The 26452-nt window shown below is 51.1% G+C and carries 21 protein-coding genes, 2 pseudogenes and 1 riboswitch; of the genes and pseudogenes, 8 read left to right on the top strand and 15 right to left on the bottom strand.

Going from position 1 to position 26452, the window contains the following annotated elements:
- Positions 1-223 precede the first annotated feature (223 nt).
- The 3 genes from Q1Q75_RS16880 to Q1Q75_RS16890 form a co-directional block, all read right to left on the bottom strand.
- Entirely contained in the window at positions 224-1252 is a 1029-nt protein-coding gene (locus Q1Q75_RS16880; RefSeq protein ID WP_300672991.1) for a dihydroorotate dehydrogenase-like protein, read from the bottom strand.
- A gap of 115 nt (positions 1253-1367) precedes the next feature.
- On the bottom strand, positions 1368-1526 hold the full coding sequence (locus Q1Q75_RS16885) for a hypothetical protein (RefSeq protein WP_300672993.1): 159 nt from the start codon (positions 1524-1526) through the stop codon (positions 1368-1370).
- Between the two features lie 302 nt (positions 1527-1828).
- Positions 1829-2119 carry a TIGR03905 family TSCPD domain-containing protein gene (locus Q1Q75_RS16890; RefSeq protein ID WP_300672996.1) on the bottom strand — a complete coding sequence of 97 codons (291 nt, stop codon included), beginning with the start codon at positions 2117-2119 and terminating at the stop codon, positions 1829-1831.
- 784 nt (positions 2120-2903) lie between these two features.
- Here Q1Q75_RS16890 and Q1Q75_RS16895 point away from each other — a divergent pair.
- Both Q1Q75_RS16895 and Q1Q75_RS16900 read left to right on the top strand, forming a co-directional pair.
- Positions 2904-4352, top strand: a complete 1449-nt coding sequence (locus Q1Q75_RS16895; protein ID WP_300672998.1) for an aryl-sulfate sulfotransferase — start codon at positions 2904-2906, stop codon at positions 4350-4352.
- Between the two features lie 221 nt (positions 4353-4573).
- Positions 4574-4903, top strand: coding sequence for a helix-hairpin-helix domain-containing protein (locus Q1Q75_RS16900; protein WP_300673000.1), 330 nt, complete (start codon positions 4574-4576; stop codon positions 4901-4903).
- A gap of 316 nt (positions 4904-5219) precedes the next feature.
- On the opposite strand, the gene Q1Q75_RS16905 is transcribed toward Q1Q75_RS16900, so the two are convergent.
- The 12 genes and pseudogenes from Q1Q75_RS16905 to Q1Q75_RS16955 all read right to left on the bottom strand — a co-directional run bounded on the left by Q1Q75_RS16905 (position 5220) and on the right by Q1Q75_RS16955 (position 19091).
- Entirely contained in the window at positions 5220-7109 is a 1890-nt protein-coding gene (locus Q1Q75_RS16905; protein ID WP_300673002.1) for a methyl-accepting chemotaxis protein, read from the bottom strand.
- Between the two features lie 297 nt (positions 7110-7406).
- A complete protein-coding gene (locus tag Q1Q75_RS16910) occupies positions 7407-8756 on the bottom strand; it encodes a sigma-54 dependent transcriptional regulator (protein ID WP_300673004.1) in 1350 nt (449 codons plus the stop codon).
- A complete protein-coding gene (locus Q1Q75_RS16915) occupies positions 8757-9914 on the bottom strand; it encodes an ATP-binding protein (protein ID WP_300673006.1) in 1158 nt (385 codons plus the stop codon). It lies immediately after the preceding gene.
- Positions 9915-9971: 57 nt separating this feature from the next.
- Positions 9972-10709: pseudogene (locus tag Q1Q75_RS22645) on the bottom strand (transporter substrate-binding domain-containing protein); the annotation flags it as partial.
- A 193-nt stretch (positions 10710-10902) separates the two neighbouring features.
- Positions 10903-11397: pseudogene (locus Q1Q75_RS16920) on the bottom strand (DUF1573 domain-containing protein); the annotation flags it as partial.
- 268 nt (positions 11398-11665) lie between these two features.
- Positions 11666-12130 (bottom strand): cytochrome c family protein, encoded by a 465-nt coding sequence (locus Q1Q75_RS16925; RefSeq protein WP_300673008.1) that lies wholly within the window; start codon positions 12128-12130, stop codon positions 11666-11668.
- A gap of 158 nt (positions 12131-12288) precedes the next feature.
- Positions 12289-12591: a helix-hairpin-helix domain-containing protein gene (locus Q1Q75_RS16930; protein WP_300673010.1), complete on the bottom strand. Its 303-nt coding sequence runs from the start codon at positions 12589-12591 to the stop codon at positions 12289-12291.
- A gap of 64 nt (positions 12592-12655) precedes the next feature.
- On the bottom strand, positions 12656-12850 hold the full coding sequence (locus Q1Q75_RS16935; protein ID WP_300673012.1) for a hypothetical protein: 195 nt from the start codon (positions 12848-12850) through the stop codon (positions 12656-12658).
- Between the two features lie 77 nt (positions 12851-12927).
- Positions 12928-13080 carry a hypothetical protein gene (locus tag Q1Q75_RS16940; RefSeq protein ID WP_300673014.1) on the bottom strand — a complete coding sequence of 51 codons (153 nt, stop codon included), beginning with the start codon at positions 13078-13080 and terminating at the stop codon, positions 12928-12930.
- A gap of 9 nt (positions 13081-13089) precedes the next feature.
- Positions 13090-14247 carry a putative sulfate exporter family transporter gene (locus Q1Q75_RS16945; RefSeq protein ID WP_300673016.1) on the bottom strand — a complete coding sequence of 386 codons (1158 nt, stop codon included), beginning with the start codon at positions 14245-14247 and terminating at the stop codon, positions 13090-13092.
- A 115-nt stretch (positions 14248-14362) separates the two neighbouring features.
- Positions 14363-17254: a hypothetical protein gene (locus Q1Q75_RS16950; RefSeq protein ID WP_300673018.1), complete on the bottom strand. Its 2892-nt coding sequence runs from the start codon at positions 17252-17254 to the stop codon at positions 14363-14365.
- Between the two features lie 436 nt (positions 17255-17690).
- A complete protein-coding gene (locus Q1Q75_RS16955; RefSeq protein ID WP_300673020.1) occupies positions 17691-19091 on the bottom strand; it encodes an aryl-sulfate sulfotransferase in 1401 nt (466 codons plus the stop codon).
- Between the two features lie 332 nt (positions 19092-19423).
- Here Q1Q75_RS16955 and Q1Q75_RS16960 point away from each other — a divergent pair, with 332 nt between their 5' ends.
- From Q1Q75_RS16960 to thiE, 6 genes are all read left to right on the top strand, one after another.
- Complete coding sequence (locus Q1Q75_RS16960) at positions 19424-20827, top strand: sigma 54-interacting transcriptional regulator (protein ID WP_300673022.1); 1404 nt, start codon at positions 19424-19426, stop codon at positions 20825-20827.
- Positions 20828-21116: 289 nt separating this feature from the next.
- Entirely contained in the window at positions 21117-22406 is a 1290-nt protein-coding gene (locus Q1Q75_RS16965; protein WP_300673024.1) for a reductive dehalogenase, read from the top strand.
- A 20-nt stretch (positions 22407-22426) separates the two neighbouring features.
- Positions 22427-22711 (top strand): hypothetical protein, encoded by a 285-nt coding sequence (locus tag Q1Q75_RS16970; RefSeq protein WP_300673026.1) that lies wholly within the window; start codon positions 22427-22429, stop codon positions 22709-22711.
- A gap of 575 nt (positions 22712-23286) precedes the next feature.
- Positions 23287-24462, top strand: coding sequence for a 4Fe-4S binding protein (locus Q1Q75_RS16975; RefSeq protein WP_300673028.1), 1176 nt, complete (start codon positions 23287-23289; stop codon positions 24460-24462).
- A gap of 137 nt (positions 24463-24599) precedes the next feature.
- Positions 24600-24692, top strand: a riboswitch (TPP riboswitch).
- Positions 24693-24776: 84 nt separating this feature from the next.
- A complete protein-coding gene (thiM, locus tag Q1Q75_RS16980; RefSeq protein ID WP_300673030.1) occupies positions 24777-25622 on the top strand; it encodes a hydroxyethylthiazole kinase in 846 nt (281 codons plus the stop codon).
- A 17-nt stretch (positions 25623-25639) separates the two neighbouring features.
- Complete coding sequence (thiE, locus tag Q1Q75_RS16985; RefSeq protein ID WP_300673032.1) at positions 25640-26281, top strand: thiamine phosphate synthase; 642 nt, start codon at positions 25640-25642, stop codon at positions 26279-26281.
- Positions 26282-26452: the final 171 nt, after the last annotated feature.

A 26452-nucleotide genomic window follows, 5' to 3' on the forward strand; every position in this document is an offset into this window, starting at 1 on the left:
GCGCTCATATGCAAGGCATCAGAGCTGAAGATGTAGTGGTTTACCTCAAAGCTCTGATAACGCGGCAGATGAGTGCACCCGGCTCGCCCGAAGGGTGAGAAAATCAGACAGAATACCGTAAATTACATTTTGCATTTTTGAAACAACTGAAGATATTACCATAAAGAACTGTAATTATGGGTTATTCCTTAGGCCTGATTGTTTTCTCATGAAATATCCGGGCTTACCTTGCCTTTAATCGTTTCTTATCCGCATAATACTTCATAAACTGGGCTCGTTCGAAAATCGAAGGATCCGAACTCTTCTCCTGGGAGAGCCGCCCCCTGAAATCGGCGATGGTTTTTATCCCCTTGCTTCCCATCCATGTCTCCAGGTCTTCAATCATCGTGCCCAGATGCTTGACCCCATTTATGTAGAGGGCCGAGACCACCTGCACCACCTGGGCTCCGGCCAGGAGTTGCTTGATCACCCCATCGCCATCGTGAACCCCGGTGGAGGCGGCCAGGGAACAATCCACCTTTTCTGCCATGATGGCGATCCAGCGAAGCGAAAGGGCCATTTCGGCCGGAGCGCTGAAAAGAAAGGAGGGAACCACCTCTATTTTTTTGATATCAAAATCAGGGCTGAAAAAGCGGTTAAAGAGGACCAGCCCCTGGACCCCGGTTCGAGACAATTTCTGAATCATGGGCCCCAGATCGGTAAAGTAGTGGGTGATCTTCAAAGCCACGGGAATCGACACAACCGACAGCACCTTTTCAATGACCTGAAAATAGAGGTCCTCCTTCTCCTTTCGCACCTGGCTGAAGTGGGTGGGAGAAAAAAACATGTTCAGTTCCAGGGCATCGGCCCCCGCGGTCTCCAGCTCACGGGCAAAAGCGATCCACTCCAGGGAATCGGAATAGCAGTTAATGCTGGCGATAACCGGAATGTCCACCGCGGCCTTGGACTCTCGAATCAATGCCGTGTATCGATTTAAATTATCTTCCCGCACCTTGTACCCATAAAATTCAATGGGATTTTTCCGCCCCTCGTAATCAAAATACTGAACCGAGGCATCCGCCGCCTTGCTGTCCCGGATCACCTTTTCGCTCTCGAAGAAAATTTCTTCCTGAAAAAGAGATTTCAACACCACGGCTCCGGCACCCTGCTCCTCCAGGCGCTTGACACCTTCGACCGTACCAGACAACCCCGAACTTCCAACAACAATAGGATTCTTGAGCGACAATCCCAGATAAGAGGTGGATGTATCCATGCATCATCTCCTTGTTTGGTGGTGATTCGTCTAACCCGGACATTTCATGAGAAAACAATCAAGACTAAGGAATAATTCGTAATTACAGTCGTTTGCAGTAAAATTTTCAGTTGTTTCAAAAATACAGAATGTAATCCACGGTATTCTGGCTGATTTTCTCACCCTTCGGGCGAGCTGGGCTGAGCCCGGCCGTCACTCCGGATAAATCGACACCTGCCTTGTCAAAGCGCCGCAGTCCGTTCCGGACGATATGAACCGAAATCTGAGCTTTCATTAATGCCCCTGCGTGCCACGCGAGTGGGGAACGAAATAAATGAAGAAAGGAAGAGAGAGGGAAGAGACACGCCGTGAAGGCAACCGCACCTGACGATGCAGCCATATATTCAAGGTTGGACAGGTATCTATCATACCTGATGAAGCCATGAGGATCAAGATGCGGGAGCATGAGAAAACGCACCGCTGACAACAGGCTCTCACACCTGTCACGTCAAAATCGGGCCGTTTCCGGGGAGGCGGCACCCGAATGCATGGAGAAAAACCCCGGCATTCATGGGCGCCGCATCCATCGTTTGATGGTTAGATCACCAACTTCAGATGGGAGGCACCGGTCGCAATCTGAAGTTCACCCTGCTGCCACGCCTCCAGGGCCAGGCAAAGCTGATCCGGGCATGAGGTGGCTTTCTTTCCACAGGTGATCCCCTTGAGACGCGCGATCACATCCTCCACCGGCATCCCCTCAACAAGGCGCTGAATCCCTTCAAGGTTCCCCGGGCAGCCGTTGGTGAATACCAGATTTTTCACCGTCCCCTCTTCAATCTGAAAATCAATCTTCTTAGCGCAAACCCCTTGGGGCTGATACGTGTACATATCGAATACCTCTCCGTATGTTAGACGGAGGGTCCGCCCCCTGTTTGCCTGGCGACGCCCCCCCATGTCCTTTTTAGATAATGCAGACAAAAAGGGATGTGTATACACTGTTCCACCATTTTCTGAAACCCTTTCCGATCGCATCAGATTAAAAGGGGGTCGCCAGGCCCACTGACATGTTGGGGTGTGCAGGTGCCCCCGTTTATGCACACCACCGCAAAAAATGTGCGGTGCACAGCACACTCAGCTTTTTTACTCTTATTTTATGTTACTTAACTAATAGATCAAAACAGCCCATTGCCGCTTAAAAACGTTCAAAGCCCTCTTTGCCCACCACCGAAGCCAGAGACAAGGCACCTCAACCCGCTGAGTTTATTTGATGATCCACAGGCTCAGCATTCATCTTCCCTGAAAATAGCCCCGAACTCTACCCAGCAGAAAATCAACCAACCTGTCACAAGCCCCGCCCCATCCCATCGACTCTCTGATCTATATTTTATTCTCGGATCAAAACACAGAAAAGCCAACAATCCCCCTGATGAGAGCCACGTCCGCAAAAAAACCTCGACCATGGACCGCCCGTCCAAATCAAATAGATTTCAGTTATACTAATAAAAATAAGCATGGTATGGTTATTGCTTATTTTTATCAGGAAAACGGTGCCATCGTGGGCCTCTATCTCACCCACGTCGACTGTTCGATCATTTTTTTTGATGATTTATATAAATCCAAAGGCTTGTTTTTATAACTAATTACTACTTTTCAAAAGGGACATTTCAACGATATGAAAAAAAGAATACTTACTGCTGTGGTCTCGGCTGCCCTGATCATTCCTTCGGCTGCCATGGCCTTCCCCACTGTATTCCCGCATGGCACCACCATCTACAAACCAGAAAAATGTGACAGCGGGTACACCCTGTTCGGGACTGAAAAGGAGGGAGAGGGAACCGTCCTCATCGACATGAATGGCCATGTCGTCCGGCAATGGAAAGATATCGGCAACGCAGAACACCCGCCTAAATTCCTTCAAGGCGGCTTTCTCATGGGCGCCAGGCGTTCATCCATTGAAAAAAAAGGGCGCATCTGGGGAGATGAGATGTCCACCGACCTGGTGGTGGTTGATTTTAAGGGAAAAATTGTCCGGACCATCCCCCGCGCCGGCATGCACCATGATTACCAGGTGGAAGGAAACCCGGTGGGCTACCATGCACCCGGAATGCCTGTCGCCAAAAAAGACGGCAAGATCCTGATTCTCTCCCATAAGCTGACCCAGAACTTAGAAATCACCAAAAAGTCACTTTATGATGACTACATCGTCGAAGTGGACAAAAAAGGAAACATTATCTGGGAGTGGCTTGCCAGTGACCACGTCAAAGAGATGAACCTCCCCGAAGAGGTCACCAAAACCATGCGAAAGCACCCCACCTACTCCATGACACGGACACCGGGAGTCAAAGGTGGCGACTGGATTCACGTCAACGCGGCGTCCTATCTCGGCCCCAACCACTGGTTCTCAAAAGATCCTGTCAAATATGCGGTCTTCAACCCAGCAAACATTATTATCTCCAACCGACAGCTGAATACCAGCTGCATCATCGAAAAAAGTACGGGAAAAATTGTGTGGCAGATCGGGCCGTTGTACTACAAAAATATCCAGTGGACTTTCGGCGGAAAGGTCTACAAAAAAGCCTACAAAAAACTCGGGCAGATTATCGGGCAGCACCATACCCACATGATCCCGAAGGGCCTCCCCGGAGCCGGGAACATCATGATTTATGACAACGGCGGCTACGCCGGTTACGGCCCCAAAAACCCCGGCGCCCACTATGGCTGGAGCAATGCGAGACGTGATTATTCCCGCGTGATCGAGATCAACCCCGTCACACTCAAGATCGTCTGGGAACACTCCGCCAAGACCATGGGGATGCGTAACAAATACCAGTTCTACAGTGACTATGTGAGTTCGGCGCAACGCCTGCCCAACGGCAACACCCTCATTACAAACGGCGCCGTGGGCCAGTTCCAGGAAGTTACCCCGGACCACGAGATTGTCTGGGAGTATATCAGCCCCTACTATACTCCCAATGGAAAATACAACCTGGTTTACCGTGCCTACCGGGTACCTTACGACTACGTCCCACAGCTCAACAAACCGGCCGAGAATGCGGTGATCCCGCCGATGAACACAGACTTTAGAATTGAGCCCGTAAAAACCGATAACAAGGAAGAATAGGCCATGCCTGCGGACTTATTTCACGAGTCCCCTCTCCCATAGGAGAGTTCACGGCATCTGCAGGTCAGTCCGCACCGACCCTGCAGGTGCCGCTGGTTTCCGAAAAAAGAAAAAATCCAATCACCGGGATGACTCTTCAACATGACACGCAAAAACAGTCCGTCAAACCATGGACGGCAGTGTGTTAAACGCTCTGATTCAATTATGACAGGAGATATAAAATGACAAAAGCCCTGGCCACTCTTATGACCGCAGCCCTACTGAGCCTCTCCATCGCATTACCCGCATTTGCAGATGATATTGTGAGTTTTAACAAGGCAACCGCCGCAGACATCATGGGCATAGAAGACATTGATATTTCGGATGAGATGGCTGAAGCCATTGTAAAATATCGGAAAGCTCACGGTGCCTTTAAGACCCCGGAAGAGCTTCAGAAGGTACCCGGAATGACCCAGGACCTGATGGAAGAATTGAACCCCGTGTTAGATGACAACGACGACGTTGTTTTCGATCCGGAAGCGGAGCCCGCGCTGGCCCCGTCCAAGTGCTGATCACCCAGAATATCCAGCTTGGGTCACGTCTCCCCCCCGGGGCGAACACCGGTCCCTGACCGTCGTTCGTGTGGTGACCCGCAGAGACGGCTCGACACCTGATATGCCTTTGTTACCTAAAGGCCCCCCCTTATCAGGACGTCGAGCCGCCTCTTTCTCTCTTGCAGACAAGGCTCACCCCCCCCCTTCCCTGTCGAAAAACCCGACACAGCATTTACACCATGAAGAAAAAGGACACGCGGCCCTCCACGAGGCCAACGTGTCACAGGGGAAAAGGGGAAAAGGGGGAGAAACATCTTACGGTGCATCACACGACTTAAATTTTAAACCGTTCGATAATTTCGTTGGTTCTGTCGGCCATCTCTTTTAACGCCTTGGCGCTGTCGGTGACCGTCTCACTGCTTTTTGTCATATGATCCACGGCCCCGCTCACCTCTGCCATCGCATCAACGATACCCTGCACCGCCTCATTATTATAGGAGATATTCCGGTTTATTTCGGCCACACCGTCATTCACCATGGAGATATTGCCGGCAATTTCCGAGGCCGAGTTTGCCTGATCCTCCATGGAATCCGCAATGTGAACAACCGTGCCATTCACCTCATGGACTGCCTGCGAAATCGTTTTCACCTCACCGACCACAAGCGTCGTGGATTGCTGAATTTCCTGGGATTGCCCTTTGATATTGCCGGTGGCAAAGGAGGACTTGGTGGCCAGGGCCTTGATCTCATCGGCCACGACCGCAAACCCTTTCCCGGCCGCTCCGGCCCGGGCCGCCTCGATGGTTGCATTCAGCGCCAGCAGATTGGTCTGGGCAGAGATCTCACTGATCATCTCGGTGATCGCGTTGATTTTGTCGGCTGCCTCATCCATCGCCTCCATGGCGCCGGACACGTTGGCTCCCAACTGTTCGGCACGGTCCGAGGTCTTCCTTGAATTTTCACAACTGCTGCTGATACTCCCGACAGTTTGCGTCATCTCTTTAATCGCAGAGGCGACATCCGAGGTATTCACGGTAATTTGTTCCATGGCAGCAGCGATGGTTGAAAAGCCCATTTTCATCGTCTCCATGGACCCGGACACGACGCTTGCTTTTTCGGCCGCTTCGGACGCATCAGAAACGATGGTACCCGAAACATCGAGAAGCTCCCGGGAGCAGCGATCTGTCTCTGCTGCGTGTACCTTGATATCCCCGATCATCGTCTGAAGATTCTCTAAAAAGCGATTGAACCAACTCGAAAGGAGGCTGATCTCATCATGCCCTGAGACGGGAAGCCGTCGGGTCAGATCGCCTTCACCCTCGACAATATCCCTGACCCCTTCGATCACCCGTTCTACCGGTTTGACAACGATCATCCGAATCACGAAAAGAAGCGTCAGGGTCAGCAGCACAATCGCGATCAAGCTGATCGCAATACAATGACTCCTGAGGGTCTTGGCAGACTCCAGTATTTTGGATTCGGGAACCCCAATCCCAAGCGACCAGGGGGTCTGGGTCTTCCCGATCGATACCGGTTCATACACATAATGAGATTTGAGGCCGTTCACGTTTGAAACCGCCTGCGCATGAACCGAAGCAGCCTCCTTGATGGCACTGAGGACGCCTTGGGAAACCCCATTTTTCACAAGGGGCTGCCCAACGAGGCCAGAGTCAGGATGCGCGACAAAACGCCCACTGTTTTCAATCAGAAAGCAGTACCCCACCTCAAAGGGCTTGATCTCACCAATCATCTTCTGAATGGTCGAAAGAGAAATGCTGGCTCCCACAGTGCCGATAAACCTGCCGCCTTTTTTGATCGGCACGCCAACGGTCACCATAATCTCATCTGTGGATTTTTTTCCCCAGAGGGGCTCAAGGATCACCTCGTCCATCACCTCGGCGGGCGTCTGATACCAGGCCTTCTCAAAAGAGCCGTCATACACACCGAGGACCCTCTCCCCGTCCCTGAAAAAATATTTGGAATATCTGCCGTCCGGGCCGTATTTTTTTCTTTTCCGTCCCGCATAATAGGCATCCCGTCCGTCAAGGGCATTCGGTTCAAAGGCGGCCCACAGACCAAAAATCATGGGATTAGACTCCAGCAGATTCTTGAGCTGTCGATCGATCATTTTACGTTTCACACCGCTTTTATACTGTGCCGACCCCTCAAGGATCTTTGCCATGGTCCGGCACACATTCAAAGGGGATTCCAGTTGTGCTTTCACGTGTCCGCCATACACACGCGCTGCCTGGCTGGTTATCTCGATTCCATCTTTTTCAGATCGAGATGAAGCGGAATAATACACATATAAAATGGTTACCGTAAAAGAGACAATAAACACACTGCAAATAAAAAAAAGAAGCTTGCGACCCAATCCTGTTTTCACAATTCAATCCCCCCTCATGACAAAGTGTTCGTCACACCAGATCTCAAGACATTGGTGCTGAAATCGCATCAGTGGGGACCCGGCAACACAAGAATAAAAAATCAGATATTCACGTCAGCACTTACAATTCGCTTATTAATCAAGATGATACATCGCCAGTTTGTCATAAAGGGTTCGGCGCCCAATGCCCAAAATATTTGCCGCCATGGTCCGATTGCCCTCCGTAATTGAAAGAACATTCACGATGGCCTGTTTCTCAGCGCGCTCCACAATTCGCTTAAGGGGCAAGGGATGTCTCGCCTCTGGAGAACTCTCCCTCGAATACCCCGCCGAAACAGAAATGCTCTCTTGAGTGATGACCTCACCGTCGGCCAGCAACACCGCCCTTTCGATGATATTCTCCAACTCACGGATATTCCCTTTCCATTCAAAATCCATCAACTGCTGGAGAACACCCGGCAAGACCTGGGTGATTTTTTTATTGTACTTTTTGTTGAATTTATTCACAAACTTATCCACAAAAAGCAAAATATCCTCTCGTCTATCCCGCAACGGGGGGAGCATCAAAGGGATCACAGCCAACCGATAATAAAGATCCTTCCTGAACCGGCCGCTCTCGACGTCTTCATCGAGATTCCGGCTGGTCGCCGAAATAAATCGAACATCAATTTTCACCGGTTTGTTGCCCCCCACCGGTTTGATCTCATTTTCCTGAACAGCACGTAAAAGTTTCATCTGAGTCGTGGGAGACAACTCGCCAATTTCATCAAGAAAAATTGTACCGCCCTGGGCCTCCTCCAACAAACCCCGCTTGGATGAAACAGCGCCCGTAAAAGCCCCCCTGACATGACCAAAGAGTTCACTTTCCAAAACCTGTTCGGCAAGGGACGCACAATCGATGATATAAAAGTCATCCTCTCTTCTTGAACTCATGGCATGAATTTTTTTTGCAAAAAGAGATTTCCCGGTTCCGGTTTCTCCCTGGATAAGAACAGGGACAGTCGAATCAGACACTTTATCAATGGTACGAAGCATGATCTGCACCGCTTTATTGCTCCCAATCACCAGGGAATGATCCTCGTTCTCATCGAGAAACTGCTTATCCAGTCTCTTGTTAAGATGCCCATATTCAATGGCACGCCCCGCCAGGTTGACGAGAGCGTTGGTTTGAAAAGGCTTGGTTATATAATGAAATGCTCCATTTTGAATGGCTGCCACGGCATTCTCGATGGTGCCGACTCCCGTCATAATGATAAAGGGCAACGAGGTTTCAAACTCCCGGACCTTCTGAAGAAAGCCCAGGCCATCCATCCCCGGCAAAGCCATATCCGAGACAACAAGATCAAACGCGGTTTCTGAAAGAAACTCTATGCCTTCCTCGGCCGAAGCGGCACACTGAACCTGGAACCCATGCCGGGACAATGTCCGTGACAGAATTTTAAGCAATTCCAACTCATCATCAACCAGCAATATTTTATCTGCCACTTAACACGACTCCTTCTCTTCATATCTGGGCAATTCAAGAACAATCTTCGTGCCTGCACCTGGATCGGACTCAGCAAAAACAATCCCATCATGTTTTTCGATGATACGATTCACCGTAAAAAGACCCAGACCAAAGCTGTTTTCCTTCCCCTTAGAGAAAAAAGGCTCAAAAATCTGCACCAAATTTTCTCGGGGGATCCCTTTTCCCGTATCCTCAAATAGTAATCTTACATTTTCCTGCCGCAGTTTTTTGCAAAACCTCACGACCAGATGTTTTTGGGGTGCTCCCTCCATGGCAGAAACGGCATTCAATATAATGTTTACGACCACTTGCTGGAGGAATTTAAAATCGCCTGATATGGGCTGCGAATCCTCGGGATAGATCACATGGACCTTTACATCCTTCAGCTTGGGCCTCAAAAATTTCAACGAGAGGTTCACGACATCGACCAACTCAACTTTACGCAACGTCATTTTTTCAGGCTTGGAAAGGGACAAAAGATTCCGCGTAATCTCACCGGCTCGCATGGCATTTCGCTGAATGGATTCAAGACATTCCCGGGTCTCTTCCGGGGTGAGCTCTGCATCCAGGATTTCATCGGCATTTGCCAGAACGATCCCAATGGGATTATTAATCTCATGGGCAACGGCAGCCGCCATTTTACCAATAACAACGAGCCTCTCACTTTTGATCAAACTGTTTTCAAATTGATTTCTTTCGGTCACGTCACGGGCAAAGCAACAGGCGAAAATATTGGGTTGCCATTCAAAGTCAATCAGCGACGCCGCAAGATCCATATCCCTCAATTCATTCTCAGGAAAAACAAACCTGATTTCATCCGTGGCAGAGCCCAGACTGTAAATTGAATTTAATAAATTTTTCAATATTCCATGGTCTTCTGGACATGTCAGGTCAAAAAGGGTGCGCCCCTCCTCTGATTGTTCGCCCTGAATAATGCTTTTACTTTTATGATTGGCAAGGATGATTCCCCCCTCACGGTCTACAAGAAAAATCATATCCGGTGAAGATTCAATCAACCCCATGTACTGCTGCCTGGAATGTTTAAGCTCCATCGTAGCCCGGGCAACCCTATTTTTAAGGATATAATTCCAAAACAATATGCCACCGAGTCCTGTAATCACCACCATAAAGATCATGGCAAGGGGCCGGTAATAAACCTTCCAGTCAAGCAATTCGATCTGTTTCCCGAACCATTTGTCCTTAAGTTCACCCACCACCCCCCGCTTCTCCAGGGTCAGCACAGCCTCCTGTATATCCGCAAGAAGTTCGGGGTCCCCTTTCTTCACCAGAATGCCCATGGGGATTGTTTCCACGGAGAGACCCACTTTTCTTATATTTTCCTGTTTTTCTTTTTGTATAATATAAAGGGTGGTGCGTTCTGAAGGAGCGAGAAACGCATCCACGACACCTTTATCGAGGAGATGGATCGCTTCAAGCGTTGAATTTACAACGATTATTTCAGAGTCATCAGAGGGCAAATGCTCTCTGTAGTAATCACCGGACAGAACGACAATTTTTTTATGGGAAAAATCTTTGCGGCAGGTGATCGTGGTGCAATTTGATCCGACAAAAATCCGCCGGGTAAAATTTATATGGATGGGCACGTATTGATAGCTCACCCCTTCTTGCTGCTTGAACCCCAAGGCCCTGATGTCAAAATCACGGATGGTATTCTGTTTAAACATTTCCCCTGAAGCATAAAAATCCACATCCGCATGTAAAAGCCTGGCGAGCATATTGATGTAATCTACGGAGAACCCCCTCACCTTGACCTTTGAATCACTTTTATCAAGAAAGGAAAAAGGGGGTAACACGGGGTTTATACTCACTTTCAGGTGGCGTTTTGCAAAGGCCTCGGTGGGTGAGCAAAAGGCCACCGTCAGCGCACACAGAAAAAGGATGCCCTTTTTCTTCACAGACTTAATTTTCATACCTATCCTTTTCACATAAAACCTCTGCACCCCGGCGCGTTCCGGCCGTAACTTTCATCTCATCACCCTCACCTGCCCCCCCTTCGTAAAAACAGAAAAAGGATGCTCCGTCACAAAAAATCGACACTGGAACATCCTTTATAACGGTCTTGTTTCACGCCCTAACCAGAGTCAACCGGGGCATCAGCAACGGTTATTCCACATTTCCGACAAGAACGACTTTGTATCCCTTCGAGGTGCAGTTCCGCGCATCCGAATGGATCATCAGAAAATCGATAAACCGTCCTTTGACCGCGGGGGCAACCTCTATCACCACGATTTTCTTCTCACCGGAAGGAATGGTCACCTTTCCCGACACGGCGGCATCAAAATAAAGGGTGTTAAATTTCCGTGAGACAATCCGCTCAACCGTCAGGTCGGCGTCCCCGGTATTAAAGAGCTCCACCGGCACACGACTCACCTGATTTAGCCTGAAGGAAGAAACCGTAATCTTTCTCGGGGTTACCGTCATCACCCCCATGGGTATCGGGTCAACAGACCCTTTAATACTGATCACCGACGATTGTTGAGAAGGAATATCAGTAAAAACTGTTACTCGCTTATCAAATTCGCCAGGAAACTTCAACGTATTGTAGACAATTGTAAGCTGAGTCGATTCACCCGGTAACAGGCTGCGCTTTCCAAGCGCAGTTTCAGTGCAGGATCAACTGGTTTTTACATTTTTAATCTGAATCGTCGAGCCCCCGATATTTTTCAAAGTCACATGTTTTACAGCCGAGACGCCTTCCTTCAACGTCCCAAACAAGACCTTCGTCTCTGAAAGAGAAAGCGGCTTATTTTCCGCCATAACAACCCCGGAAAACAGACTCACAATCAAACACACCGCCATCATCACGCCCGTAATTTTTCTCATATCTACCCTCGGTTTCATATGTATTTATTTTGAAAAACTCAGCCTACTTGCCACCATGGACAAACCGAGATTTATCGCGATAATCGAAGCTCTTGTCCTGACCCTCCGTGTGGCAGGTTCTGCATCGGTGTTCATCAGGCGTTTTCACAATATCTTCAGGAGATTCACTCTGCGTATGGCTGAGACCCGGCCCATGGCATGATTCACACTGAACATTTATAAGTTCCGGCGTCAGATCGCTGTCAATGAAACCGCCATCTTCATCCATTGCGACCACATGACAGGTAACGCATTCGGGTATGCTCTGCTTCTCACTCCCCTGCTTTTTTAACGAATCAAACGCAGACGCATGGGGCGTTGTCTGCCACCCGTCTGAGATCTCTTCATGACACTCGGAGCATGTTCTCCACCCGACATAATCGCCGAACCGTTCCGCAGAGGCACCCTCCGCGCCAAAAAGAGCCAGAAATAGCCCCACACCGATAAAACGTTTTTTGATCAAACCCATGACCACTCCTAACCCGGATATTTCACGAAGGGTGAGAAAATCGAGCAGAAAACAAAAATTGAGATTTTGTGTTTTCCGAACACCTGATTTTTCCTCACACCATTCTGTAATAAAGCTGTATATACTTTTGCATTACGGTTTCTCATGAAATATCCGGGCTAGCAATTGCATCCTGCTGTTTGTTCGACATACAGGTACCTGGAAAGAGTCCGCAGCAATTGATTGTCCAGTCCATCCACATCCAGCAACTCTTCCAGATCCACAAATTCCTCATTTTCTTCTCGAAGTTCAACGATACCTTTAGCAATCGTTTCACTGACGCCCGGGATTTCGACCAATTGTGCCACCGTTGCTTCGTTCAGATTAATTTTTCCATCCTCAGAGGCAAAGCCATTCACACAGAAGAGCGCCCCAAACAGACACAAAGCAAATAAAACAATCGACATTTTCTGTAATTTCACTATCACCCTCCAGATTCTATTTTTTCCGATATAAACCCATGGACACATCTCATCCATACCTTTGCTACCAACCGATATAGTAGTGGCTGAAGAGGAGAAACCACGCCACCATTGAAATGAGAGAACTGGTAAGCGACGCAAACGTTTTCTTGCCCAAAGAGACCTCCTCCCTGTGCGCTTTGAAAAGGCCCATATACATCGAGGCGGTTGAGGCCAGAACCAGTAAAATCATCAAAAAAGGAACTGTAAAATATACCATTTTATCTCCATAACCATCGAAAAACAGTGCTGACTCTTCGCCGATAAATCAGCACACCGTGTGCCAGAGCCGAAGAATTAATACAGCCCCATATATTGTCCAACCGTCAGGACCGCCATAAGGATCAGGGCAAAGACCATCCCAACCGTATCCCGGTCCTGCTCCTCTCTCCCTGAATTTTCCATGTAATCAAATCCGTTTTGGTCCAGTGTATGATGATCTCTATTCATTTTATCTCCTTACGCCAGCAGGCCTGTTTTTATACAGAGGCCAAGGACAGTAAATAGTAAAACCAGCCTGATCATCCCTGAAAGACAGGTTACGGCAAAGCCTTTCAGGCCATGCCGGGTGATCTCTTTAAAAGGAATACTCAACCCCAGGGCACCGGCCGCGAGGGAAAAATCCCAAATAACCAGGTTAAATATCTGATGATGGGTTGGCTCTTTAAACACATGAAGACAGGTCAACCCCCAGCATGCAATAAACGCCAGGATATAGAGGGGAACCTTTTGGATGGAACCGGTTGCATGAACATTCGGGCTCTCAGGGTGGCGAAGTTTTCTCACCAGCATAATGAAAAACACATAAAGAAATCCTGCGGGCATGAAGACATGACGGCCAATGTCAAAATAGTGCGCATAGCGTCCCGCTTCATACCCGACGCCAAAGGCTGCGCTCAACGCCTGATGCCCGTTGCCGATCCCAAGGGCCGCGGCAAAACCGGCATATTTCTCCGGCATATTGAAAAGATGACTGATAAACGGAAACACCATGGAGGCCAATGCGCCGAAAAGAATCACACAAATCGCCGAATGGACGACCTGCCCTCCCCGGGCCTTGGTCATGGGCATCATAATGGCACACACATGGGGATCGCCCGTGGAGAGCGCCCCGGCGAGGGTGGCCCCCTGCCGGTCATCCAGCTTAAAAAGCCTGGATAGGTAAAGAGTGAGTGTCGCGGTGAAAAAGATAGCCCCCACCGAAATCAGCACCGGCACGATCCCCAGCTTAAAGGCGTGGCCGATCATAAAATGGGGAGCCAGCATGAGAATGCCCAGGGGCATCAGCGCATGAATATAACTCAGGCCACGCTTCCAGAGATCGGGGACACCAAAAAAGTTGCCGATAAGAAGCCCCAGTAGAAGGGGGTTCCAGACAAAGTTACTGTTCATAATCTGAAAAAACGGTTGCCCGTTGATGGGGCCAATGACGTTATCAAGATAGACAAACAGATTTTCAAGGGTGAAGGGGTTTGGAACGCCGGGCATATTGTTGCTGAAGATGGCAATAAACAGCATGGCCAGCAGGCCGGGGAGCACCTCCCGAAACGAGTACAGGCAGCTCCATATTGAGCGCCGGTCCGTGTCATATGCCAGTGAAATTGAATATGATGTCATGTCCAAATAGACTCCCTGATTAAACGTGTTTCATCTGTGTTTTCGTTCAACATCATTCGAGCGCCATCGCATTGAAAGCCCTCTAATGACATCGTTCTCTGCCTACCCCTTCGGATTAATTCAACCCTGGGCGATCAACGGCCAGGGCCATCGGCCTGGCAGAGGTTCGCCAGCGCTCTTGATAGGCAAGCCTGTCCTGCAGTGAGGTTCTCAAAAAGCCCTCAATGGTTCCGTTCACCCCCACAAGGACGTCAATATTATTTCGTGGATTAAACGCCAGGTTGTCAGACTCATGCACGACCCCTTTACTCGTGGTTTCAATATGCCACCCATGGATCATCTCGCCGTCAAAATCATCAATTACAATTTTAAAGAGCGGGATCCCCTTCTCATTTTTCGGCCCCTCGTATACTCGGTGCTTCCGGTCTAAAACGATCGCTTTCGGGTTGTCGATCAGCAGCTCATTAAACTGGTAGCAATGACCGCACACATCCGGCCTCACCGTGAACCTTGGATCACATTCGTAAGGGGTATCTTTTTTTAACTCTTTAACCTCTGTATAGAGGTAGAGCCCCACGTTTCCATGCGTAAAGGGTTTCAACATATCGAGTTCGGCCTGCACATCGTCGAACTGAATCTGAAGTTTGTGTGCAGAGGCCATGTCCTGCGGGAGTTTTGCGGTCAGCGTCTCATTGAAAGGGCCAAGCACTTTCTCTTTGACAAGAGCGCCCGTGCCGTCCTTAATGACCACGTGAACCGTTTTCAAAACCGGATCAATCGCCCTTACCTCCAGCTGGTATTTCCCGAGTTTTTTCACCCCACCGGCACCGAGTGCCACGCGTTTCGGTTTTGTACGCGTATAATGAATCGACTTTATTTCCGGAGTTCCAAACTCTTTGACCCGGACATAATTCGGGCCAATGTACTCAGGCAAGATCCAGGTAGCCCCCTCGGCAAAGAGCTCCGGCAGCTCGTATCGGTTCTCACCTTCCGGATCAAACCCCTGTGCCATGAGGAAGTGCGCCCCCCATTTGTTACCGGAATACTTAATCAGATTAAGGTCAGCCATGGGTCTGTCATCCAGATAAATATTTTCCATCAGACGCAGTGCTTTGTTTCTTTTTCCGAGAAAAACATCCTGCCAGTACATGGGGTTCTTATCGCCCATGTTCTGTTTCTTCCAAAAATCCACATGAAAATTCTTCTGAACGAATGTCCCGGACTCAAAAGAGGTGAGATAGGCCTTCTGGCCCATAAGGAGAAAACTTTCCCCGGCGAGCGTTCTGATATTCCGCGCGTTTCGTGAGGTGTAATACAACCCGGCTGGAGGAATCACGATCTTCCCCTTTTTGTAATCCACATAACTGCCTCGGATGACAATGCCTTCGGCTGAGAGAAGCCGCTCTTTTTTTCTGTTTTTTGATATTTTGCGTTTAAGCCCTTTCAGACGCCTCACAAAAGGGGCCGATGGATCCGGTTCGATAAACGAAGCATCAGAAAAGACCTTCGGGTAGGAGGTAAAGGCTGACGGTTCGACCACAGTGCCAAAGGATGTGTCCGCCAGCCTTGTCAGGAAGGTGTCCTCAAGAATGGGCATGAGGGCGGGGGTTTTCCCGACAAAAAAATCGATATTTTCCCGACCCTCTTTTTCCCAGAAGACCATATTATCCGTTCGCTGATAAAAACTGTCGCGAAGATAAAGGGTGTGCACGGTCTCATCGTCAAAGTGATCCGCGACCACCGTAAAAGCCGGCCGGTTCCAGATTTCAGAATATTTGACAGGGCCTTTGTACGAGGGGTGATCATGACTCAGCGTAAAGCTCTCCCTGTTTTCCAGAACGACCCGTTTGAGTTTTCCCGTCAGCAGATTGGCTTCAAGCCCCACCCTGTAGCGGGAATCTAAAGGCCAGACGTCCCCGTTTTTGAGGGTCATCAGATTGTCGTAGATCACGAAATTAAGGGTCCCCTCTTCCCAACCGTAGGGCGCGTCATTTGACCAGGGAACAAAATCGGAATGCTTCAGGAGCCCCGGTTGAATCGTGAGTTCAATCCGCATATCCAGTTCAGGTATGGTCAGGTGATAATCATCACTCACCCCTTGCCTGTCCTTGTAGCCCTGGGCTGTCACCGGCTTGACGAGTTTTTCAGCCAAAACGGTCTCTCCAGAAAAATCTGTAACCCTCACAAGAAAGCCTTCAGGTCGCCTGAAGGCATACACCCTTTTGTTGAAATAAAACCGATAGTCCTCCTGCCGGACATCCAGGCAAACAGGACGATGCATGGAAAAAACCGCTTCGACGACTTCGGGATATTCAACCGTCTTAAAGGAGGCATCATGAAAATCTATCTTTTCCGCCTCAAAGGTTGTCGCCCCGTATGTGTATTTACGGTCAAGATAAAAATCATCCAGCTGAGGCACAAACCCACTGCCCGTCTTCAAATTCTTTACGTCGTCCCGGCCTGGAAAAGACGTTGAAACCGGAAACTCAATGGGCCAGGCACCCGAAGGTGCGATCAAGGCCAGCTCGGCATAGGGCTTCTCAAAATGATCCGTCGAATAGTCAAACCAGAGACGGTACCCGGAATCACCGATCAATTTTTTATCGCCTTTTTTCAGGCTGACGTTCTCATAAACGCTTTTTTTGGTTTTCAGATCGACCAGATAGCAATGTTCGCCTAAGAGAAGGAAGGGATCACGCCGGAAGGGAGCGGCATCTTTGGAGGTTTCAGACAAATAAAAAAGGCCCCCCGCAGGAACCGTTGCCACCCCTTCTTTGATGGAACTTTTTCTAAGAACCACCGCTTCAGAAAGCGCCCTTGGCTGTCCAAACTGATTTTTCAGCGCCAGATTTCTCAATCCCCCCAATTCCGGCAGATAGGTCATGTCATCCGCCGGCTCCAGCCCATGGGGCAAGGGGCCTGAAAAAGAAACAACCGCCGACATCGTCACAAAAAAAACCGATATCAGTAATCGATTAACAAATTTTCCAGTCATTCTATTTTTCACGTTTTCCCCTCTAACAACCAGACTGTACGATATATTTCATGCTTCAATCACAACCATCATCGCCAAGTACAATTAATATGAGATAAACAAATGATTACTTATGTATTTAACTATACAAAAAACATGCCAAACGAATTCCAGGTGTAATTGTCAATGATTACAGATCGCTTACCGGAGTCACTGAGCGGAAACCACCACACAACCCCTTTGCCTGTGCGACAGACCGCACCCCGACAACGCTGCGGACATGATGCCTGGGTTGACCTTTGCCCAAAAAATTCGAAGATCCCATCGCAACCAAGCGGCAGGCACCGTAAAAAAGAAAAACCTTGATTATTTTTCCACAAAATACAAACAGAGCCCGGAGAAGGCTTCTCCGGGCTCTGTTTACCGCTGAAAGTGATTCACTCAGCCCTCCAACAAACCCTCAATGCCATCAATAGGCATGCATGGTGGGGCCGTCTTCTTCATCGTCCTCGTCATCCTCATCCTCGTCGTCGTCGTCGTCGTCGTCCACAACACCTGAGACTTTAAACGTCGAAACATCAGGGGGAACCACTGCTGCCCCGGCAGCCGAGGGCAAGGTGGAAAACTCCGCACAATAGGCAGGCGCATAACGGTGAGCACGGAACACCGTGGAGTTAAAAAGATGGTTCGGTTTGTACGGGTTCACATATTCCCAGACAATTTTGTTGTCCGGCGTGATTTCAAAAAAACGCCCGTTCGCTCCGGAACAGATCAGGGTGTCCCCATTGGGTAAACGCTGCACGCCACTGATAAAACTTGAGAAATGACGACGCCCAATCTGGAAATCAGTCGATTCCCAAACCACGGTTCCCTTTTCAGCATCAAACTCAAGGGCCCGAGAGGTATTCGTGTACATACCGTTGTCATACACCATGATATGACCGGCACCGGGCAGGCCGGGGGGAATTTCATGCCCGTCATGGGGGCCTCCAAGGGTTGTGTTCTTGGAGTGAACAAGCATGGATCCCGCATGACGAAACTTGACTTTATTCTCTTTTTTATCCAGATAAGCCACATTGCCAAACCGGGATTTGATCTTGCCTGTTTTACGATCCAGCACCATCACAGAATCTGTGTGGCGTGCGGAAAACACAAGATTGCCGTCGGCACGTTCATCAATGTCATTGATATGCAGCCATTCGACGCGGGGATGAATGGGGCCCAGAATATCGAGATCAAGATCCGCATGTTTGTAAGCATGCCATTCCCAGACGACCTTCCCTTCAGGGCTCACTTCCACGAGCTTATCGCAGGCCATGTTCCCGCCCTTCAGCTCTGTGCCCTCCATCCCGCCCCGGACTTTCCTGACCATGTCCTTCGGCAGGAGCTCAAAGCTGACAAACAGGTAGTTGCCGTTGGCGAGCTTTTCGAAATCATGGTGCATCCCGGGATCGTAATATTTAAAAACTATCTTTCCGTCCCAGTCCAACTCATAAATCCAACCCGCAATGCCATCCAGGTCATATTTTACTGAGATACGATCCTTGGGAACCATCCGATCGGTCCGACCGGTTGCAAGCAGGTGCCCGTTGGGGAGCAATTTCACATGCAGCCCCGGAGGAAAGGGGAGCTTCCACTGATGCACAACCTCACCATTCATATCGATCAAATAGGCGTTTCCCGGCTTGTCATAAAAATCCGTCGCCCCGCGCATTCCATCCATGGGAGCAAACAGAGTGTACCCGTCAAAGGCATTGCCGGAATCATAAACCGTCGTGCCAGTGGGATAGACCGAAGGCCACGCCCACACAGTCGCAGACAGGGTCGCGACCAACGCAACCATGCCAAGCAATTGAAAGACTCTCTTCATTACAAGACTCCTTTAATAAAACAAAATAAACAGACGGACTTACAAATTGCAATTAACGTACCACACACTTAACTACCTGTTATCAGCAATAGATACCATATCGTATAGTTTCCCATGAGTGCGGATTGCTGCACACCCACCCCCACGGTGTACGGCCCGGCACACGTCCCTTCCGACAGCTTCCTTTCAGACAAAAAAACCGCCGACCCAATGAAAAATAGCAGCCCACCCTCTGTAAAAAAAACGTATCCACCTCCAATTCTTGACAGGACCTCCATGGGCATTTATACCAACACGTCACCTTGACGCCCCCAACATTGGAGCCAAAACCCATGATTGAACGCACCCTTGAAAATAAACGAACCCTCTTCTCCTTCGATCATGCCCCAGTGGGCATCGTCTGGCATGATGCCGATGGCAAGATTATTCATGTCAACCGATACGCCTCACGCAAACTGGAGTATTCTCCAGAAGAGCTGGCCGGCTGTTACCTCTATAAGTTTGTCGTACTGGACACCGGCAAAGAGAAAGGGTCTTATTATGGGGAGGCCCCCGGGGAAGGGACCCTTCATAACCTGTGCACCAAAACAGGAAAGGTAATTCCGGTCCAGGTTCTGGTCTACGGGGCCGACGCCGATGCAGGGGGCTTTGGCTGTGCATTTTTCACGGATATCACCGAAAAGGTAAGGCTTTCGGAGATTCTCCAGGCTTTTCAGCAAAAAAAAACGGGCCCCCATTCCAAGGGATCCCGCAATTGTCTCCCGCCGAATGAGAAAAACCCCAGAGAGGTCTTTCGAGATTTTATTGGAGAGAGTAAGGCCACCGGCGCCTTGTTCAAGCTGATCTGCTGCGTGGCCGCGACCCCCACCACGGTGCTTATCTCAGGAGAAACCGGCACCGGAAAAGAGCTGGTTGCACGCAAAATCCATGAACTAAGCGGGCGAAAAGAGAAAAGGCTCGTCAAGGTCAACTGCGCGACCCTGCCCGCCCACCTCGTAGAGGGGGAACTTTTCGGCTATGAACGGGGCGCCTTTACCGGTGCCCACGCCCGCAAACCCGGTCGTTTCGAGTTGGCAGACGGGGGCACTATTTTTCTCGATGAGATCGGTGAGATGCCCCTTGAAATCCAGGCGAAACTCTTGCGCGTGCTCCAGGAAGCTGAGTTCGAAAGACTGGGCGGGACCGCCACCCTAAAGGTAGATGTCCGCGTCATTGCCGCCACCAACCGGGACCTCCCGGAGCTGGTCCGCCAGGGACGGTTTCGAACCGATCTCTACTTTCGGCTCAACATCTTCCCCATCCACATCCCCCCCTTGCGGGAGCGCAAGGAGGATATTCCACTCCTCACCCAATTCTTCGTCAAAAATTTCTGCACCGTCCTCAACCGAATCCCGAAAACGGTCCCTTTAAAGTTTATGGATCGGTTAGACGCCCACGACTGGCCGGGCAACGTACGGGAGCTCCAAAACGTGGTAGAACGGGCCTGCATTCTCAGCACCGACGACAGCCTGGAGGCCGACTGCGTCACCTTTTCCTCTGTTCCGATGGGAGAACATGCAGACGCACCGCTCACCTTCGAAGAGAATGAACGCCGATATATCCTCTCAATTCTGGAACAGACCCAGGGGAAAATCTTCGGCCCGGATGGCGCCGCGGTTATCATGCAGATCAACCCCCGAACCCTGATCTCCCGGATCAAAAAACTCGGTCTTTCAAGGCCCTCCACCGCGGCCTGAAACAAAGCACCCGGAACCGCCCGGCGATGATATATCATCCCTTGTGATGACATCGCATCCCCTTCGCTTTTTTTGTCCACGACCTCGTCTCCCAGACGTAGAATTCTCTCCCATAATTTCAGGACTATGTCCCCTTTCGCCCCGAACAGCCTTCATCCTGGCACGCCTTATGCTGAATTTAAGTGCCGGGCTCACCCAATCATGAGCCGTCACCCACAAAACCAGCCCGGCATCGGAACATACGCAGGTATCGACCGAGCCGAACCGGATTCAACCGGAAGGAGGATCGATGGATTCTGACGAAGGATCAAAAAAAGACGTCACACTGAGCCGACGAAAATTTGTCAAGCTCGGAGCCGCATCGGCCGTGGCAGGGTCTGCCATGATGGCAAGCCTGCCCTCACAGGTCATGGCAGAGGCCTCAAAAGGCATCACCGGCAAACAAACCTTATCAAGCTTGCCCAACAAAATTGACAATACCGTTTACCAGCGGTTCCACCAAAAAAACACCGCCTTCTGCCAGGCCATCACGGGAACTTTTCCCGAAGGAAGACAAGCTCTGGGCATGCTGGGCAGCACATCAAACGAACTGGGCCAGCGCACCCTGGACAAAGCAATCTCAGATGCAGGTTGGTATATCGATTCCCTCATCGCCGATGGGGCCTCCACCTCGAGCCCGGATACCGTGGCCTACGCCCGAGACAACGAAACCGCCCCGGAGCGCTACGATTTTTCATCCCCCGAAGAAGCCGCGCATTATGTGAAGAAAGCCGCCCGCTTCCTGGGAGCCGACCTCGTGGGGATCACCCCCTACGACGAACGCTGGACCTATGCCTCGTTCTACAACCCGCAAAAGCAAAAAAGCCTGCCACCGGACCTCCCCTTCACCCCGAAGTCTGTCATCGTCATGGCCTTTGAGATGGATTATGAAGCCATGACCACTGCCCCTTCCGGGGTCTCCGGCGGCGCCGTGGGGCTCGGGTATTCCCAAATGGCGATCACCGGTGCCTCCATGCGCAAATTCCTCACCAACATCGGCTACAAAACCTTTGCCGCTGGCAATGACGTGGCCTTGAGCGTCCCCTACGGCATGGCCGCAGGACTGGGAGAAGCCGCTCGAAACGGGATCCTGGTGACCTACGAATATGGCCCCCGCGTGCGTATCGGCAAGATCTTCACCGAGCTGGACCTGGCCTGCGACAGCCCCGTGAGCTTCGGGGTGCAGCATTTTTGCGAAACATGCATGCTCTGCGCCGATGCCTGCCCCGGCCACGCCATCTCCACCGAGAAACTGCCCTCCTTTGCCGTCAACAATGAGTGCAACAACCCCGGCGTCTCAAAATGGGCCATCGATGCCAAAAAATGCCTGCTGGCCTGGGGGAAAACCAAAAGCGACTGCGCCACCTGTGTCACCAGCTGCCCCTACAACAAGCCCGATTTCTGGCACCACCGCCTGGTGGATAAGGTCAACCGCCTGATGCCCGGCCCGGTCCATTCGGTCATGCGGGAGATGGACAAACTGTTCGGCTATGGCAACTCCTTTGACAAAAAGGCCGTAGATCTTTTCTGGAAATCATAATCGAGACAAGGAGCACACAGATGGGTGTATTCAGCGGTATAGAAATTCTTTTCTTCTTCCTCGGGGTCATCACCACCCTGGGGGTTCTCGGCATCATCTACCTGAAACAGAAACGGCAAGCGGGACCACTGAGCCTTTTTCTCTCGGCAAGCGGTCTCTTTCTCCTTGTTTTCGCCCTGGCCTGGTCCATGAGCTCCATCATCGAGCACGAACACCAGGCCGCCAACATGGGCCTTCTTTTCTTTGGGCTGCCCGCCATCCTGCTCCTCGGCATGGCGTGGAAAAAGCTGCCTGAAAAAAGATAAGAGGCACGGCCTCCGGCGGCAAGGTGTGCCACCTTGAAAGCTGGTTTGCGAATGCGCATCGGGAGTCGTAACTCCGGGTTGAAATGCGTCCGCATTCGCGTGAAGTGCAAGGAGACGCACAGTGCGTTGCAAGTGCATGAGCTGTGAGTGGGCAGAATTCAACTCAGCCGTTGACTTTAACCGGAATAACTCCGGCGGCAAGGTGGCGCCACCTTGAAAGCGGATTTGCGAATGCTCTACGTCTGTCGGGACTTTCAGCACCTCACGTCCGCATTCGCGTGAAGGGTGAGGAGATGCATCGTACGTCGCAAGTGCATAAGCTGCCGGTTCATCCGTATCAATTCACGGATTGACATGAATCGGTATAACTTCGACGGGAGGGGAAAAACACCTCGAAAGCGGGTTTGCGAATGCCCTGCAGCCGCCGGGGCTTTCAGCACCTCGCGTCCGCATTCGCGTGAAGGATGAGGAGGTGCATCGAATGAACGATGACACCGGGCTACGGCGCGACAAGCGAAGGTACGGAGCATTTGCGAACCTGCTTAACCAGTTTAAAAACAGAGAAAACACACCCCATGGACATGACAAAAACACTCACGGCCCTTGCCCTTCTGACCCTTATGGGGGCCATGGCCTACGGACGAAGCACCACCGAAAACAAAACGTTCCAGTTTCTAAAAGACTCTTACACGGCATGCTCCGTCGTAAAATCAGACGCTTCACCGGAATCATACCGGGTCATCGAGAAAGGGCATCTGAAATATCTTATCACCCCGGGCCGGGCCACGGGCTGGGGCGGCCCCATGACCGTGGCCCCGGTGATGACCCCGGAGCTCATCCTTGAAAAAGTCCTGGTGACAGAACATCGGGAAACCCCGGTATTTTTTGATTACCTCACAGCAAACCATTTTTTCTCTCAATTCAAAGGCAAAAAACCCCAGGACGCTGTTCGCATCGGAAAAAACATCGACACCGTCAGCGGGGCCACGATCTCCTCCATCGCCATCACCCGGGCCGTCCGATCGGGCATGGACATGGCCTCCCACGAACTGAATGGAACAGCACTCCCCCCGCAGGCCCTCTCCTGGTCCGCAGGACGGGATGAAGCGCTGCTCCTCGGGCTCTACGTGGCCGTCATCACCTGCACCCTACTCAAGCTCAGGAAAGCCAGGCTGCCCATGCTGGCCCTCAGCTTTCTTTTCCTGGGCCTGATGATGAAGCGCCCTGTCTCTGTCTCCAATATCGCTGCCCTCTTCATGGGGCATGGCCCATCCCCCGGCGAAAACATCTTCTGGTGGTTGCTGGTTCCGGGAAGTCTGGCCCTGGTCATCATCCTCGGCAAAAATGTCTATTGCTCCTGGATCTGCCCGTTTGGGGCCATTCAAGAGCTCATCTCCCGAACCGGAGGGCTGAACACCCCAGTCCCCAAAGCCCTTCAATCCGGCCTCAAAACGGCTGCCAAGGGGGGCACATGGCTGGCCCTGATGGTTGCCTTCGGCTCCGGCAACGCGGCCCACGCCGCCATCGAGCCCTTTGCCACCCTTTTTGGACTCAAAGGAACCACGGTCCAATGGTACCTTGTCTCCCTGGTTCTCGTGGGAGCCTTTTTCATTCCCCGATTCTGGTGCCGCTTTTTCTGCCCGGCCGGGGTCTGCTTTCGAAGCGCATCCGGGCTCCGTCGCTCCATCAAACGAGGGATTCACATTCAACCATCCATGAATAAGGCGGATCATGAAACATTTCCGAATTAAAGAGACAGTGATTATCACCGGAGTGGTACTCATCCATGGGCTGCTCCTGATCAGCCTGCTGACGAAGCTTTGAAAAAGTTGACAACCCTCCCCCACTTAAATTATATGAATCTGCGTCAAAACAAACAGCTCACAAGAGGTATCAATGCAGGGGTGGCTTAAGGCCTGAGATCATACCCGTCGAACCTGATCCGGATAATGCCGGCGAAGGGAATTGCGAAGAACGTCGATCTCTTTATGTAAAAATATACTACCTTGAAGTCCTCCTCAGCCATTTTTTTAAAAGATGACACATTAAAAAAAAGGATGAGATCATGAACAACCTTGCCCTGAAAGCAGCAGAAAACCTGTCTAAAATCAGAGAAACCAAACCCCTGATCCATAACATCACCAATTACGTGGTCATGAACTACACCGCCAATGTCCTTCTCTCCATGGGCGCGTCTCCGGTGATGGCCCATGCGGAAAACGAGGTGGAGGAGATGGTCTCCTTTGCAGGCGCCCTGGTTCTCAATATCGGCACCTTAAGTGATGCCTGGATCCACAGCATGATCAAGGCGGGAATCAAGGCGCGTGAGATGGGAACCCCCGTGATTCTGGACCCCGTGGGGTCTGGTGCGACCACCCTTCGGACCCGGACCGCCAATCAAATCATCCGGGAGACCGGCGTTACCCTGATCCGCGGAAACGCCTCAGAGATCCTCTCCCTTCGAAAAGCCGATTCCAGGACCCGCGGTGTGGATGCCATACACAGCGTCGAGGATGCGGCAGGTATTGCCCCCGTCCTGGCAAAAGAGCTGGGAACAACTCTTGCCATCACCGGCCCGGAAGATATCGTCACCGATGGCACCCGCATGGCCCGAATTATCGGCGGTCATCCCCTGATGACAAAGGTGACAGGCACGGGCTGTTCGGCCACAGCCATCGCAGGGGCCTTTTCCGCCGTGGACCCGGACCCCTTCTCAGCCGCCTGCTCGGCCCTGGCCTTTTTCGGACTGGCAGGAAAAAAAGCAGGGGAATCATCCTCTGCACCGGGAAGCTTTATGATCGCTCTTCTGGATGCTCTGTATACCCTCACCCCCGATGAGGTGAAAAGCGAGTGTCAGATTCTCCCCATCGCCCCGGAGGATTTTTCCGATTGCCTGAAGAAGAATGCCTGATGAATGGAAACTCTTTCATGAATACAACGTCCGTCGATTACTCTCTCTACCTGGTGACAGACCGAAACCTGTCCCGTGGACGAAGCACCGCCATGATTGTGAGCGAAGCCGTGGCCGGCGGGGTGACCTGTGTCCAACTCCGTGAAAAAGGGTGCTCCACGCGTGAGTTTATCGGCGAGGCCCTTGCCTTAAAAAAGATCCTTTGCCAGGCTGGCATCCCCCTGATCATCAACGACCGGGTGGATGTGGCGCTTGCAATGGGGGCTTCCGGCGTCCATCTCGGACAAAGCGATATGCCGATTGAAGATGCCCGGCGCCTGCTTCCACCGGGGGCACTTATTGGCATCTCGGCAGAATCGTTGGAGGACGCCGTAATCGCAGAAAAGAAAGGGGCCGACTATATCGGAATCAGCCCGGTGTTTGCCACCCCCACCAAGACCGACACGGCCCCGCCGCTGGGGCTGGAAGGCATCCGGTGCATTCGGAAGGCCGTCAACATTCCCATCATCGGGATCGGCGGGATCAACCTGTCAAATGGAAAAGAGGTGATTTCGGCAGGGGCCAATGGGCTCGCCGTGGTCTCCGCCATCGTCTCCGCAGGCGACCCCCAAAAAGCGGCACGGGCCATAAAAAAAGCCGCCTTTCCAGGCAGCCTTTAACATGTCCGGGGCCGCCCGCCATAAATGTCTGCAGACGGCCCCGGTTTGTAACCATTCAGCTCAGGAAAAGCAGCCTCCGGCGTAAATCCGAAATATGTATTTAAAACCTGTTTATTAAACTTTTCAAAAGTTTAGCCCCCGGCAGGGCCGCCGGAGGCACAAGCAGCCCGC

It is taken from the genome of Desulfoluna sp., from assembly GCF_030145185.1.
Lineage (GTDB): Bacteria > Desulfobacterota > Desulfobacteria > Desulfobacterales > Desulfolunaceae > Desulfoluna.

Excerpts from the sequence above, each read along its gene's own strand:
- Q1Q75_RS16880 (WP_300672991.1), bottom strand. The coding sequence starts at position 1,252 with ATGGATACATCCACCTCTTATCTGGGATTGTCGCTCAAGAATCCTATT.
- Q1Q75_RS16885 (WP_300672993.1), bottom strand. The coding sequence starts at position 1,526 with ATGAAAGCTCAGATTTCGGTTCATATCGTCCGGAACGGACTGCGGCGC.
- Q1Q75_RS16890 (WP_300672996.1), bottom strand. The coding sequence starts at position 2,119 with ATGTACACGTATCAGCCCCAAGGGGTTTGCGCTAAGAAGATTGATTTT.
- Q1Q75_RS16895 (WP_300672998.1), top strand. The coding sequence starts at position 2,904 with ATGAAAAAAAGAATACTTACTGCTGTGGTCTCGGCTGCCCTGATCATT.
- Q1Q75_RS16900 (WP_300673000.1), top strand. The coding sequence starts at position 4,574 with ATGACAAAAGCCCTGGCCACTCTTATGACCGCAGCCCTACTGAGCCTC.
- Q1Q75_RS16915 (WP_300673006.1), bottom strand. The coding sequence starts at position 9,914 with ATGATCTTTATGGTGGTGATTACAGGACTCGGTGGCATATTGTTTTGG.
- Q1Q75_RS16925 (WP_300673008.1), bottom strand. The coding sequence starts at position 12,130 with ATGGGTTTGATCAAAAAACGTTTTATCGGTGTGGGGCTATTTCTGGCT.
- Q1Q75_RS16935 (WP_300673012.1), bottom strand. The coding sequence starts at position 12,850 with ATGGTATATTTTACAGTTCCTTTTTTGATGATTTTACTGGTTCTGGCC.
- Q1Q75_RS16940 (WP_300673014.1), bottom strand. The coding sequence starts at position 13,080 with ATGAATAGAGATCATCATACACTGGACCAAAACGGATTTGATTACATG.
- Q1Q75_RS16945 (WP_300673016.1), bottom strand. The coding sequence starts at position 14,247 with ATGACATCATATTCAATTTCACTGGCATATGACACGGACCGGCGCTCA.
- Q1Q75_RS16955 (WP_300673020.1), bottom strand. The coding sequence starts at position 19,091 with ATGAAGAGAGTCTTTCAATTGCTTGGCATGGTTGCGTTGGTCGCGACC.
- Q1Q75_RS16960 (WP_300673022.1), top strand. The coding sequence starts at position 19,424 with ATGATTGAACGCACCCTTGAAAATAAACGAACCCTCTTCTCCTTCGAT.
- Q1Q75_RS16965 (WP_300673024.1), top strand. The coding sequence starts at position 21,117 with ATGGATTCTGACGAAGGATCAAAAAAAGACGTCACACTGAGCCGACGA.
- Q1Q75_RS16970 (WP_300673026.1), top strand. The coding sequence starts at position 22,427 with ATGGGTGTATTCAGCGGTATAGAAATTCTTTTCTTCTTCCTCGGGGTC.
- Q1Q75_RS16975 (WP_300673028.1), top strand. The coding sequence starts at position 23,287 with ATGGACATGACAAAAACACTCACGGCCCTTGCCCTTCTGACCCTTATG.
- thiM (WP_300673030.1), top strand. The coding sequence starts at position 24,777 with ATGAACAACCTTGCCCTGAAAGCAGCAGAAAACCTGTCTAAAATCAGA.
- thiE (WP_300673032.1), top strand. The coding sequence starts at position 25,640 with ATGAATACAACGTCCGTCGATTACTCTCTCTACCTGGTGACAGACCGA.